The 12,443-nt window shown below is 51.2% G+C and carries 15 protein-coding genes, 1 tRNA gene and 1 riboswitch; all 16 genes read right to left on the bottom strand.

Translation table 11 applies throughout. The annotated features are described in order from the left end of the window. Positions 1-172: 172 nt before the first annotated feature. A riboswitch (cobalamin riboswitch) is annotated at positions 173-352 on the bottom strand. A gap of 72 nt (positions 353-424) precedes the next feature. Next, the gene (locus P157_RS0106960; RefSeq protein ID WP_026760354.1) at positions 425-1,024 is read right to left on the bottom strand and encodes a nitroreductase; all 600 of its coding nucleotides are present in this window, start codon (positions 1,022-1,024) and stop codon (positions 425-427) included. Between the two features lie 11 nt (positions 1,025-1,035). Next, a complete protein-coding gene (gene dhaM, locus P157_RS0106955) occupies positions 1,036-1,422 on the bottom strand; it encodes a dihydroxyacetone kinase phosphoryl donor subunit DhaM (protein WP_026760353.1) in 387 nt (128 codons plus the stop codon). Positions 1,423-1,450: 28 nt separating this feature from the next. Further along, positions 1,451-2,074 carry a dihydroxyacetone kinase subunit DhaL gene (gene dhaL / locus P157_RS0106950; protein ID WP_026760352.1) on the bottom strand — a complete coding sequence of 208 codons (624 nt, stop codon included), beginning with the start codon at positions 2,072-2,074 and terminating at the stop codon, positions 1,451-1,453. Between the two features lie 18 nt (positions 2,075-2,092). Continuing rightward, entirely contained in the window at positions 2,093-3,082 is a 990-nt protein-coding gene (gene dhaK / locus P157_RS0106945; RefSeq protein ID WP_026760351.1) for a dihydroxyacetone kinase subunit DhaK, read from the bottom strand. Positions 3,083-3,170: 88 nt separating this feature from the next. Next, positions 3,171-3,551 (bottom strand): universal stress protein, encoded by a 381-nt coding sequence (locus P157_RS0106940; RefSeq protein WP_014425027.1) that lies wholly within the window; start codon positions 3,549-3,551, stop codon positions 3,171-3,173. 135 nt (positions 3,552-3,686) lie between these two features. Beyond that, positions 3,687-3,761, bottom strand: a tRNA-Arg gene (locus P157_RS0106935). Between the two features lie 74 nt (positions 3,762-3,835). After that, entirely contained in the window at positions 3,836-4,879 is a 1,044-nt protein-coding gene (gene rfbB, locus P157_RS0106930) for a dTDP-glucose 4,6-dehydratase (RefSeq protein ID WP_026760350.1), read from the bottom strand. Next, entirely contained in the window at positions 4,880-5,455 is a 576-nt protein-coding gene (gene rfbC, locus P157_RS0106925; RefSeq protein WP_026760349.1) for a dTDP-4-dehydrorhamnose 3,5-epimerase, read from the bottom strand. A gap of 16 nt (positions 5,456-5,471) precedes the next feature. Next, positions 5,472-6,344: a glucose-1-phosphate thymidylyltransferase RfbA gene (gene rfbA / locus P157_RS0106920; protein WP_026760348.1), complete on the bottom strand. Its 873-nt coding sequence runs from the start codon at positions 6,342-6,344 to the stop codon at positions 5,472-5,474. Positions 6,345-6,472: 128 nt separating this feature from the next. Further along, complete coding sequence (rpsI, locus tag P157_RS0106915) at positions 6,473-6,865, bottom strand: 30S ribosomal protein S9 (RefSeq protein WP_026760347.1); 393 nt, start codon at positions 6,863-6,865, stop codon at positions 6,473-6,475. Between the two features lie 20 nt (positions 6,866-6,885). Further along, positions 6,886-7,326, bottom strand: coding sequence for a 50S ribosomal protein L13 (gene rplM, locus P157_RS0106910; protein WP_026760346.1), 441 nt, complete (start codon positions 7,324-7,326; stop codon positions 6,886-6,888). Positions 7,327-7,500: 174 nt separating this feature from the next. Continuing rightward, a complete protein-coding gene (locus P157_RS0106905) occupies positions 7,501-8,433 on the bottom strand; it encodes an SDR family NAD(P)-dependent oxidoreductase (protein WP_026760345.1) in 933 nt (310 codons plus the stop codon). Next, a complete protein-coding gene (gene cobC / locus P157_RS0106900) occupies positions 8,433-9,065 on the bottom strand; it encodes an alpha-ribazole phosphatase (protein WP_026760344.1) in 633 nt (210 codons plus the stop codon). Before cobC ends, P157_RS0106905 begins: the two co-directional genes overlap by 1 nt. Next, positions 9,062-10,132, bottom strand: a complete 1,071-nt coding sequence (gene cobD / locus P157_RS0106895; RefSeq protein ID WP_026760343.1) for a threonine-phosphate decarboxylase CobD — start codon at positions 10,130-10,132, stop codon at positions 9,062-9,064. The genes cobC and cobD overlap by 4 nt, the downstream gene beginning before the upstream one ends. Next, positions 10,119-11,510, bottom strand: coding sequence for a cobyrinate a,c-diamide synthase (locus tag P157_RS0106890; RefSeq protein ID WP_026760342.1), 1,392 nt, complete (start codon positions 11,508-11,510; stop codon positions 10,119-10,121). Before P157_RS0106890 ends, cobD begins: the two co-directional genes overlap by 14 nt. After that, the gene (locus P157_RS0106885) at positions 11,507-12,355 is read right to left on the bottom strand and encodes a hypothetical protein (protein ID WP_026760341.1); all 849 of its coding nucleotides are present in this window, start codon (positions 12,353-12,355) and stop codon (positions 11,507-11,509) included. Before P157_RS0106885 ends, P157_RS0106890 begins: the two co-directional genes overlap by 4 nt. Between the last annotated feature and the right edge of the window lie 88 nt (positions 12,356-12,443).

The following is a 12,443-nucleotide window of genomic DNA, read 5'->3' as shown; positions in this document are numbered from 1 at the left end:
TCTCCCTGTCAGATAAAACCGACAGGAAAAACCTTTCGACGAAATAGGCAAAATAATAGCTCTTCCCGCGTAGGGAAGAGCTTATTTACGCTACTCGAAAATACCCACACTAACCCAGGTTCTAAAAACTTTTCAGTACCGATAAATCTCCATCCCCATCACTCGCAGGTCAAACGGCGATTGTTAATCAGGCAGTTCTCCTGGCTCCAGTTCAACATTTATCTGCGCCTTCCCAGGATGAACTCCCAGTGACATAACTATGCAGATAAACTCCCTGTTACAGTGGCGGGACCGCGCCGGCTTATACCGGCTTCCCTATTAAGTCTAAGACACCTGACCCAACCATATTCGATTGTGCTTTCGTTTACATTATGTATATTAGCATAAATTTTCTTTATTGTCAACGCAATAAATATTTTTCATCTCAACCAATATACGTTACTTCATTGCCCTTGATGGTGGTGACGTTCCGATTGGGCAGACCATCCGGCATATCCGGATACCCCAGACTGATGGAACCGAAAACCCATTCGTCATCCTTCATGCCGAGTTCATGGAGATAGTCCAGCAGTACCGGATTGTCCTGCAGCCAACGCAGCTGGTTTATCCAGCAGGCGCCCAAGTCCAGCGCATTGGCCGCCAGCAGCATATTCTCCATGGCGGCACAGCTATCGGCCATATTGTTGCCATAGTCCTTCTTGTTGGCTACGACAATGAGCACCGGGGCATTGTACTTGAAGACATAATTCCCCTTCTTGGACAACTTGATAGCGCCGCCGATATTGGCTTCATTTTCCGGCGTAATCTCCATCTTGGCAAATTCAGACTGCACCAATTCCACCAATTTATCCAGCACCGCCGCATCGCGAATCACCAAAAAATGATTCGTGTTCTTGCTCTTGCCGCTGGGTGCCCGGCGGCCTGCTTCGATAACTTTCTCCAGCAGGGACGGTTCCACCATCTCTGGCTTAAATTTACGGGTGCTATGCCGGGTCGCAATTACTTCTAAGATTTCTTCCTTCATGATTACCACCTTTACTCTGGGAACTTACGTACATTGTAGGATTCCTTGATTTTTACCGCCAGCTCATCCAAGGTAATGCCGCCAGTGGATTCCACTGCTGCGAGCACTGCCCCTTCCACCAGCGGGCAGTCCAACATTCTTACCTTGCTGTCATCCTTGTCCTCGATAACGATTTCTGTGGTCATTACGGCACTGCCCATATCCATGAGCACAGCCACACCGTCATCAGAGTACACTTCATCGATAGCGTCACTTATCTTGCTATAGCTTGTCCCCAGACCGCCATCATCCAGTCCCCCTGCTGCCACTAACGGTGCATGGGGAGCCATCATCTTGGCGATTTCCACAACTCCTGCTGCCAATTTTTCACTATGTGATACGATTACTATCCCGACCAAATTACTCACCCCACCGTGAAGACTTTCCTTACAAGCATTTTTCGATTTCCTGCAGCATATACAGGGAGGACGTAGCCCCCGGGTCCTGATGGCCAATGCTGCGCTCACCCAGATAGCTGGCCCGGCCCTTCGTGGCGATAATGGTCTTGGTGTATTCCACACCTTTGGCAGCCGCCTCAATGGCCTTGGACAGAGCATCCTTGAGTTCGTCACCGCCATCAATTGCCTCAGACAAAGCCTTATAGGCCGGGCACAGGGCATCGAGCATGGTCTTTTCTCCCTCTTCGCTCTTGCCCCGCATCTTGATGCCGCCGATAGCGGCCTCCATGGCCACGGCAAATTCTGCGGCAGTAGCTTCCGTCTTGCCCTTCAACGCATTGCCAGCCTTCATAAAAGCTGTGCCATAGAGCGGGCCGGAAGCGCCGCCCACATTGGAAACCAGCTGCATGCCCGTACCTTTCAGCAGCCCGCCGATATCGCCGCCTTCCAGTTCCGGCAGTTTTTCCAGCACCGACTTAAAGCCCCGTGCCAAATTGATACCGTGGTCACCATCACCGATTTCATTGTCCAGTTGTGTTAAAAAATCTTTTTCTGCTTCCATCCGTGCTGCAATAGCCCGAATGATTTCTGCTGCTTTTGCTGTGTCTAACATAATGGTCTCCCCTTTTACTTAACGTTTCAAAGCTGGCGTATCGGCCTTGGCATCATACAGAGCTTTCATTTCATCATCAAGGCGCAGGAGCGTCAAGGAGAAGCCAGCCATTTCAATGGAGGTCATATAGTTGCCCACCATGGTGTCATAAACCTTTACGCCCTGCTCCTTGAGGTAATCCTGCACAAAGTTATTGATGACATAGAGTTCCATCAGCGGCGTTGCCCCCATGCCATTGACCATGACCACGACTTCCTGTCCCTTGAAGTCAATGTCTGCCAAAATCTTGTCCAGCAGTTTCTTGGCAGTTTCATCAGCTGTGCTGAGTTTTTCCCGCGTAGTGCCCGGCTCGCCATGAATACCGATGCCGATTTCCACTTCATCCTCTGCCAGTTCAAAGCCCGGCTTGCCTGCAGCCGGCACCGTGCAGGGAGAAATAGCCATGCCCATGGTGCGGACGTTAGCGATAACCTTTTCGGCTACAGCCTTGACTTCCGGCAGACTTGCGCCCTGCTCGGCCTTGGCCCCGGCAATCTTATGCACCAGAATGGTACCAGCCACACCGCGGCGGCCCGTGGTATAAAGGCTGTCCTTTACAGCCACATCATCATTGACTACCACATAATCAGCTTCGATATCCTCATCTTTTGCCATGTCGATAGCCATTTCAAAGTTCATCACATCGCCGGTGTAGTTTTTGACAACGCAGAGCACGCCTTTGTCCGTAGCCACTGCCTGAATACCGGCAAAAATCTTGTCCGGCGTCGGTGAGGTAAATACTGCGCCAGCCACAGCCGCATCCAGCATGCCTTCCCCGACGAAACCGCCGTGAGCTGGTTCATGACCGCTGCCGCCGCCACTGACCAGAGCCACCTTGCCCTCTTTTTTCTGGGCGCGGACAACCACATTGCCCTCATCCAGCTTGCGCAACTTATCGGGAGCCGATTTTACCAGACCAAGAATCATCTGCTCCTCTACGGACTCCACACCATTGATAAGTTTCTTCATTGTCAAAATCCTCCCTTGTGGGCTGCTGCCCTGATTTTATACACAATAACAGACAGTTCCCCCTGAGGAAACTGCCTGCTAGTTATGCCTATTTAATCACCATAACCGGAATGGGCGATTCTTCAATCACCTTTTGACTGACGCTGCCAATAAGGGCTCCCTTGAAGAGACCTAACCCGCGGCTGCCCATGATGATCATGTCGCTGTGTTCCTGCGCGGCTACACGGATGATAGCTTTATGGATACTGCCCGTCTCCACATGCTTGGCTGCCCGCAAATCCTCAGGAATCTTCTCCCAGATGCGGTCAAAGACAATATGGCTGGGGATATCCTTATTGATATTACTGGAAACATAAACAAAATCCAAATCGGCCTTGCATTTTTCCGCCAGGAAAATGGCTTCGTCCACTGCTTTGCAGCCGTTCACCGAGCCATCAACAGGCACGAGGATTTTTTGAATTTTCCCCATAATAAAACCTCCTTAAGAGTTTATTCCGATATTATTACCATTTATGTCTTTATTTCGCGATATACATGCCTAAATCCTGCACGTGTACAAAAAAATCCCTGCTGAAATTTCAGCAGGGATTTACTGTATCTTTATTGGTGCGCTCGGCGGGAGTCGAACCCACGCTTTCAGCTCCGGAGGCTAACGTCCTATCCACTGGACTACGAGCGCTTAACAACAGTATTTATCTTACCATATACCGCTGATTATTGTCAACCATCCGTAAACAATTTCCCGTGCATTTATTAAGTTGTTGCATACTCCAACGCAGATTTTTTCGTATACATGCGGTCGTAATAATCCTTGTATTCGCCGCTGATGATGTTTTCCCACCACTGGCGGTTATCCAGATACCACTGCACCGTAGCCTTGATGCCATCCTCGAACTTCGTCTCCGGCAGCCAGCCCAGTTCTTCGTGAATCTTGGTGGGGTCAATCGCATAACGGCGGTCATGACCTTTGCGGTCACCAACGTATTCAATCAAATCTTCGCCTTTACCAAGCTGGTTGAGGATGGTCTTAACCACATCGATATTGGCCCGTTCGTTATGGCCGCCAATGTTATAGACTTCGCCCACCTTGCCCTTTTCCAGAATAAGATTGATAGCAGCGCAATGGTCTTCCACAAAGAGCCAGTCACGAACATTCAAGCCATCCCCATAAACCGGCAGTTTCTTGTCCGCCAAAGCGTTGATAATCATAAGCGGAATCAGCTTTTCCGGGAAATGGAAGGGGCCATAGTTATTGGAACAACGGGAAATGGTCACCGGCACTTTGTAGGTGCGATGGTAAGCCATCACCAGCAAATCCGCCGAAGCCTTGGAAGCCGAATAGGGGCTTGAAGTATGCAGATTGGTAGTTTCTGTAAAGAACAAGTCCGGACGGTCCAGCGGCAAATCACCGTAAACCTCATCCGTGGACACCTGATGATAACGGTCAATACCATATCTGCGGCAGGCATCGAGCAGGACACTGGTGCCAATCACATTGGTCTGCAAAAAGATTTCCGGATTTTCAATAGAACGGTCCACATGAGATTCCGCTGCAAAATTCACAACGATGTCAGGCTTTTCCGTTTCAAAGAGTTTGTAAACAGCCTTGCGGTCAGCGATATCCCCCCGCACAAATTTGAACTTATCGTTCTTCATGGCCTCGGCCAAAGTTTCCATATTGCCCGCATAGGTCAGCTTATCAAAGCAGATAATCTTATCCTCGGGACGTTTTTTCAGCATATAGTAAACAAAGTTGGCACCGATAAAACCAGCGCCACCGGTTACGATTATATTCATTTAGCAATTCTCCCCATATACAAACTGATTATTACTGTCGGCTAACGTCGGGCCAGTCGTATCCTTCTCGCTGAGCACCGGTTCTATGCCAGCCAGCAAAGTGCCCCAATCGACGTTTACTTCCGGCGCATCATAACGCATGCCGCCTTCCGCCGCCTTGTTGTAGACATTATCACATTTATAACGGAACTCCACATCATCGGTCAAGGTCAGGAAACCATGTGCAAAGCCGCGAGGAATATAGAACTGCCGATGGTTTTCTGCGCTGAGTTCCACGGAAACCCACTTGCCAAAAGTCGGGCTGCCCTTGCGAATATCCACAGCCACATCGATAACTTTGCCCTTGGAGCAGGAAACCAGCTTGGCCTGTGCATAGGGCGGATTCTGCCAATGCAGACCGCGTAAAGTACCCTTCTGTGCCGAAAAGCTCATATTATCCTGCACGAAATCATTTGTGATGCCCAATGCTTCATACTTTGGCTTATTATACGTTTCCGTAAAATAACCACGATGGTCGCCAAATACATCCGTCTCAACAATCAGCACACCATCGATACTCGTTTTAATAACCTTCATACCAGCAAAAAACTCCTTACTCCTCAATCATACCGATAAGATACTGACCATACTCGTTCTTCAGCAAGGGCTGTGCCAGTTTCTCCACCTGTGCCGCATCGATATACCCCATCCGGTAGGCAATTTCTTCTATACAGGCAATCTTGAGTCCCTGACGGGCCTGAATGGTGCGCACGAACGCCGCTGCATCCAGCAAGGATTCATGGGTTCCCGTATCCAGCCAAGCATAGCCGCGGCGCATCTTTTCCACCTGCAATTTGCCGCGCTCCAGATAAACCTTGTTCACGTCGGTGATTTCGAGCTCACCGCGCGCCGAAGGTTTAATGGATTTGGCCACATCGACAATATCCTTATCATAGAAGTACAAGCCCGTCACTGCATAGTTGGATTTAGGCTGAGCCGGTTTTTCCTCCAGACTCAGGGCATGGCCGTGTTCGTCAAACTCCACCACACCGTAGCGTTCCGGGTCGGACACATAATAGGCAAATACCGTTGCGCCTTCCTCCGTTGAAGCCGCCCGCTGCACCGATTGCGCTAAATCCGAACCATAGTAGATGTTATCGCCTAACACCAGAGCGCAGCCTTCGCCGCCGATAAACTGCTCACCAATAATAAACGCCTGCGCCAAACCATCCGGACTGGGCTGCACTGCATAGCTGATGTTTATGCCCAATTTGCTGCCATCCCCGAGCAAACTTTGGAACAATGCGCTGTCCTGCGGCGTGTTGATAATCAGTATATCCTTAATCCCTGCCAGCATCAGCGTACTCAGCGGATAGTAAATCATGGGCTTGTCATAGACCGGCATCAGCTGTTTCGATACCACCTGCGTGAGCGGATACAGCCTTGTTCCCGAACCGCCGGCCAGAATAATTCCCTTCCTAATCAAAATAAGCACCTCCCAATTCACTTTATGTTCTATTATACTATATTTATAGCATTTGCACCACCAACACCGCATGCAAAAAAGCCCGCCAGCAAATTGCTGACGGACTTGTATATCCAACGATAATGAAATTAACGCTTGGAGAACTGGGAAGCCTTGCGGGCTTTCTTGAGACCGTATTTACGGCGTTCTTTTTCACGCGGGTCACGCGTAACGAAACCAGCTTTTTTCAGAGCCGGACGGAGTTCAGCGTCCATTTCCATGAGTGCACGGGTGATACCGTGACGGATTGCGCCTGCCTGACCAGATACGCCGCCACCTGCAACATTTGCGATAACGTCATACTTGTCAACAGTTTCCGTAAGGTTCAGAGGCTGACGAACGATGAGTTCGAGAGTCTTCAGACCAAAATATTCTTCCATGGTACGACCGTTGATCGTAACCTTGCCTTCGCCTGGAACCAGACGAACACGGGCAACGGAAGACTTTCTGCGGCCAGTGCCGTAATAGCTTACTTGTGCCATTTATATGTTCCTCCTCCAGATTAGCGAATGTTCAGCTCGAGCTTTTCCGGCTTCTGAGCTGCATGCGGATGCTCGCTGCCAGCGTAAACGCTGAGCTTGCGGTACATCTTAGCACCGAGACGGTTATGCGGCAGCATGCCTTTTACAGCGTGCTCAATAACGCGTTCCGGGAACTTTTCGAGCATCAGGCCAGCGGACGTGAACGTCGTGCCACCCTGATAACCGGAATGACGGAAGTAAGTCTTATCCGTAAGTTTCTTACCCGTAAATTTAACCTTCTCTGCATTGATGACGATGACATAATCACCCGTATCAACGTGCGGAGTAAAGGTCGGTTTATTTTTACCGCGAAGAACTTTAGCAACTTCAGCTGCGAGACGGCCGACAGTCTGCCCTTCAGCGTCTACAACATACCATTTACGCTCAACGTTGGATGCATTTGCCATAAACGTTGTCTTCATGCGATTTCCCCCCTAATAAGTTCAAATAATTTAATCGGTATATGACGTTCTCACGACTGGCTTCCGGGGCTAATGGATGCCATGCCCGTAACATCACATAAAAATATTCTACGCAAAAACAGAGTTCAAGTCAAGAACTTTTTTTGATTTTGCGTAGAATTTTTTTCACAGGAATCAGCAGCTCTTAAAATAAGCAATCGTGCGAGCCAGACCTTCGCCCAAATCCATTTGCGGCTGCCAGTTCAGGTTCTGCACGGCGGCTTCGTTGCAGAGCATAGAGCGATTGATATCCCCTTCACGCGGTGCTGCAAAGTCCGGTTCCACCGTTTTACCCGATGCCTTGGCCATGAGCGCAATGAGCTCGAGCAGGCTGGTTTCCGTCTGATTGCTGAGGTTGTAAACCGCATTGGCCTTATCCGTAGTCATTGCCGCGATAATACCGGAGGCAATATCGCCGGCATAGATGAAGTCGCGAGTCTGCTTGCCATCACCGAACACCGTAATGCCCTGGTCTTTGGCAATGCGCTTGGCAAAGATGCTGATTACCCCGCCTTCGCCAGTATCCCCCTGACGCTCACCATAGACATTGGCAAAGCGGAGGGCCACATAGTCAAGGCCATATAAATCATGATAGAGCTGTAAGTATTTTTCCACCGTCACCTTGGTCAGGCCGTAGAAGGACATCGGTGCCAGGGTTTCTTCCTCGCGAATGGGCAGTTTGTCCTCGGCTACATCACCATAGGAAGCTGCCGTGGAAGCAAAGATGATGCGCTTCACGCCGCTATGACGGGCTGCTTCCAGAACGTTCAACGTACCCATGACATTTTCGGCGGCGTCAAATTCCGGGTCTTTGATGGAAACATCCACCATGGTCTGGCCAGCCAGATGCACGATAACATCAAACCTGCCCTGTTCCATCTTCTCGCGAGCTGACTTGTCACGGATATCCATTTCCCAGCAGGTGCAGGTATCCTTGCCTTCTGGCAGATGCTGCCAGGTGCCAGTGCTCACATTATCAAGCACCGTTACTTCATGGTCAGCCGCCAACAGTTGCCGTACCAGGTGCGAGCCAATAAAACCTGCGCCTCCTGTAACCAATACTTTCATTATATAATCCCCCTCTGCACCTCGTTACCCAGATGAGCAGTGCTGTTCAATAATTCCACTGTAGGATTGGCGTCACTGTCATAACGCACAATATTCACCGCCGTATTGAACTGGCGGATGCTCCAAAGATACTGCAACGGCATATGCAGGGCTGCCGTCAGCATAGTACGCAGCACCGCACCATGTGCCACGACCACAATCGTCTGCCCGTCGTGCTTTTCAATAAGTTCGTTAAGACGTTTCATCGCCCGCTGCTGCACCGCTGGAAAACTCTCACCACCGGGAATTTCCAAAATATCCGGATGCTGCAGGAAATTAGCCATGGCTTCTTCCCACCTATCCACAATCTGCTGATAAGTCAGGCCTTCCCAGTCACCAAAACTGAGTTCCCGGAATGCCGGTTCTGCCTGTACCTTTAAGCCAAACTTCTTCGCGATTGTCTCGGCCGTCACCATAGCCCGGCACAAATCACTGGCATAAATGGCATCCACCTTAGCCACGGGGAAATTATCCGCCAGTTTCTCGGCCTGCTTCTTGCCTTCCTCGGTAAGTTTCACATCCGACTGACCCTGATAACGCCCCGTTACATTCCATTCCGTCTGGCCATGACGGATAAAAATAACCTTTGTCAAACTATTGCCTCCAATGCCTTGAGCATCTGTTCATTCTCCGCGCGGCTGCGCACCGCCACACGAATATATTGTCGGTCTTCCAGCCCCGTATAATTGGCGCAGTCCCGCACCAACACACCCTGCCTGCGCATGCGGGCAGTAAGTTCACCGCTGGTAAGACCTGTCTTTGCCACATTAACCATCATAAAGTTCACGCTAGGCCGGATGGGTTCCAGCCCTTTGATAGCACAAAGGCGCTCATAGAGCCAATCCTTTTCAGCCTGCACAAACTCACGACTCCTTCTATGATACTCTTTTAAGCCCAAAGCCGCAACTCCTGCCGCTTGTGCCAGACTGTTGACATTCCAGACATCCTTGCCTTGTTCCAAACACCGCACTAGGTCAGCATGCGCACTGGCAAAGCCCAGCCGCAGCCCCGGCATGGCATAAAATTTGGTCAGGGAGCGCACGACTAGCAAATGCTGAAATTGACATGTCAAATCCCGGACGCTGTACCTTTCCTCATCCGGCAGAAAGTCCAAAAAGGACTCATCCACCACCGTCCAAATGCCCCGCTTCTCCCAAAACGGCAGGAACTCTGCCAGCTGCTCACGAGCAATCAGCTTACCCGTAGGATTGTTGGGATTGCCGATAAATATGCATTCCACATGTTCGCAGGCCTTTTTCCACTGCTCCATATCCGGCGCAAAATCTGCTTCTGCCTGCAACGGCACGAAGCAGATTTCCGCTCCCACAGCCTCAGCCGTCCGCTGATATTCGCCAAAGGATGGCACAGGCAGTGCCACCCGCTTGGGCCTAACCATATGCACCAGCAGATAAAAAAGTTCCGCGGCACCATTGCCCAAAAGCATCTGGTCTTCGGGAATCCGATAATGCCCGCTAAGCGCTGCTTTTAATTTCCGTGCCTTGGGGTCAGGGTAATGAACAATCCCCTCGATATTTTCCGCAATAACCTGCTTTACCTCCGGTGCCAGCCCCAGAGGATTGATATTAGCGGAAAAATCCAGCCACTTGCCGCCAGCAGGAGCTTCCTCATAAATATTGCCCCCATGCTCAAACTTCTCCACTTACCTGCCCCCGCTTCTTTTTATAAGCCGCACACTGGCGGACAAAATTCTCTGCCGCATCTGGGCAGCCGGCAAAATGCAGATGCAGATAGCTGCCTAAAACATTCTTCACCTGCTGACCTGCCGGATATTCGCTGTTATTCCGCAGTTTCCGGAAGATAAAGGGCGCTTTGTCCTGCGGAATTGGTTCACGTTCCTTGGAAAAATGAAATTCATGGCCCTTAAGCTTCGTACCTGCGCTTCCCAATAGCGAATCTTTCTGCAGCTCGGCCTCCACATAGCCCACCATCTGCAATTTTTCCGTCATGACCGCCTGCCCGGCGAACACGCCCGCCATCGGATGACTGACTCCTGCAAAATCCTGCAGCGAATCCATCAGATACATATAGCCGCCGCATTCTGCCAGAATTGGCATACCATTCTGCGCGGCCTGCTCAACAGCCTGCCGCATAGCCACATTTGCCGCCAGCTGGCCGGCAAACATTTCCGGGAACCCGCCGCCGATAAAGAGGCCATCCACGGCCGGCAGTTTTTCATCATGCAGGGGACTGAAGGGAACTATCTCTGCCCCGAGCTTTGCCAGCACTTTCAGGCTGGCAGGATAATAAAAGGAAAAGGCTTCGTCCTTGGCCACGCCGATTCGACAGGAATACGCTCCCGCACCGGACAGCGGACTTTCCTTTATCGCCAGGGGCTCAGCACTGCGAGCCAATTCCAGCAGCCTATCCAAATCCATCTGACCGGCTACGGTCTCGCCCATACGGCCGATAAGTTCCCGTTCCTTGTTTTCCTCCACGGGCACCAACCCCAAATGACGTTCGGGCATACGCAAGCCGTCGTTACGGTGCAAAGCACCGAATACAGGCATATCAATTCCTGCCATAGCTTCCCGAATCATGGCTTCATGGGTGTCGGAGCCTAAGCGGTTCAAGATTACGCCCGCCAGCTTAACCGAAGGGTCATAATCCCGGAAACCTTGCGCAATGGCTGCAGCCGATGCCCCCATGGACTTAGCATCAATCACCAGCAGCACCGGCGCTTTGATGATTTTGGCAATCTCCGCCGTGGAACTGATGCCCTGCCGCCCGCCATCATAAAGGCCCATAACACCTTCGACGATAGCAATGTCAGCATGCTCTGCCTCCGCAGCCAGAATCTCCGGCAGGATTTCTTTCGGGGTCAGCCAACTGTCCAGATTATGCGCCGGCTGGCCGCTGGCCAGAGCATGATATCCCGGGTCAATATAATCAGGGCCTGCCTTGAAGGACTGCACGCTCAGCCCCCGCTGCCGCAAAGCCGCCAGCAGCCCTGTGACAATGGTGGTTTTCCCCGCCCCCGACTGGGTGGCGGCAATCACTAACCGTGGTATATTCTTCATCTTCTGCTAACCTCCACTCCTCCGGGACGCAGATTCGCCAGTCCCCAAAACTTCACCTTGAGTTTTTGGGCTATCTGCTCCGCCTGCCATCTGATTGTTTCCGCCGCTTCATCCGTGCTCCACCACAGTCCCAGCACCGTGCCGCTGTGCGCCGCATTAATCCCCAGCGCCCCTGCTTCTTTTCCGAGCTGCCAAAGCTGCTGCAATTCTTCCTTATATAATAGCCTTTGATTGGCAAAGGCACTTTCCGTCGCCACCTGCGCAATTTTCTCAGCACGGCCCGAATGCATGGCCTGCTGAAAGTCCCGTAGCAGGCTTTGATTATCCTCTGCCTTTTTATCCGACTGATGGAACGCACAGGTATCTACCGTCCCCCCCATATCAAAGACAGCCGCACGCAGGGACGGCACCTGCTCAAAATGGGCCAGCACCTTGCCATTGACATGATTCATCAGCACGATGCCCGGACAGAAAATCCCGTCGGTTGGCTCAATCTCTGTGGCAATATCCATCACGAACTTTGGTGACCACGGTTCGCCTAAGGCCTCCATCACCGCCACTACCACAGCAGCAATATCCGCACTCGAAGAGGCCATGCCTTTGCCTTTGGGAAGTTCTGAGGTCAGTTTTAGTCCATAGGGAAAATCATCCATTCCCAAACGGGCTAATGTCAGCTGCAGGGCCTGCAAAGATTTTTCCCCCAAGCCTGTCAGCCCCGAAAAACTGTCGCTTACCTCTACCGTTGTATATCTGTCAATGGGGCAGGTCCCCAAAAAAGGCGCCCCTTGGGCAAAGCCCTGCACCAATTCCCCACAGGAACCGGGAACACGCACCGTTAAGTCCATAACTGTCACCACATCTACTACTGATTCTGCTGATACGCTTACCCTATGAATTATAGCAAACAGCACCACCTATGTCCAACGCCTGCCG

The sequence above is a fragment of the Selenomonas ruminantium AC2024 genome, from assembly GCF_000687995.1.
Lineage (GTDB): Bacteria > Bacillota > Negativicutes > Selenomonadales > Selenomonadaceae > Selenomonas_A > Selenomonas_A ruminantium_B.
The sequence above is the reverse complement of the archived record's forward strand: the minus strand, read 5'-3'. Positions and strand labels throughout refer to the sequence as shown.

Bases quoted from the DNA above. Each gene is read 5' to 3' on its own strand.
- P157_RS0106960 (WP_026760354.1), bottom strand. From the start codon at position 1,024: ATGAAGGAAGAAATCTTAGAAGTAATTGCGACCCGGCATAGCACCCGT.
- dhaL (WP_026760352.1), bottom strand. From the start codon at position 2,074: ATGTTAGACACAGCAAAAGCAGCAGAAATCATTCGGGCTATTGCAGCA.
- dhaK (WP_026760351.1), bottom strand. From the start codon at position 3,082: ATGAAGAAACTTATCAATGGTGTGGAGTCCGTAGAGGAGCAGATGATT.
- P157_RS0106940 (WP_014425027.1), bottom strand. From the start codon at position 3,551: ATGGGGAAAATTCAAAAAATCCTCGTGCCTGTTGATGGCTCGGTGAAC.
- rfbB (WP_026760350.1), bottom strand. From the start codon at position 4,879: ATGAATATAATCGTAACCGGTGGCGCTGGTTTTATCGGTGCCAACTTT.
- rfbC (WP_026760349.1), bottom strand. From the start codon at position 5,455: ATGAAGGTTATTAAAACGAGTATCGATGGTGTGCTGATTGTTGAGACG.
- rpsI (WP_026760347.1), bottom strand. From the start codon at position 6,865: ATGGCACAAGTAAGCTATTACGGCACTGGCCGCAGAAAGTCTTCCGTT.
- rplM (WP_026760346.1), bottom strand. From the start codon at position 7,326: ATGAAGACAACGTTTATGGCAAATGCATCCAACGTTGAGCGTAAATGG.
- P157_RS0106905 (WP_026760345.1), bottom strand. From the start codon at position 8,433: ATGAAAGTATTGGTTACAGGAGGCGCAGGTTTTATTGGCTCGCACCTG.
- P157_RS0106890 (WP_026760342.1), bottom strand. From the start codon at position 11,510: ATGAAGAATATACCACGGTTAGTGATTGCCGCCACCCAGTCGGGGGCG.
- P157_RS0106885 (WP_026760341.1), bottom strand. From the start codon at position 12,355: ATGGACTTAACGGTGCGTGTTCCCGGTTCCTGTGGGGAATTGGTGCAG.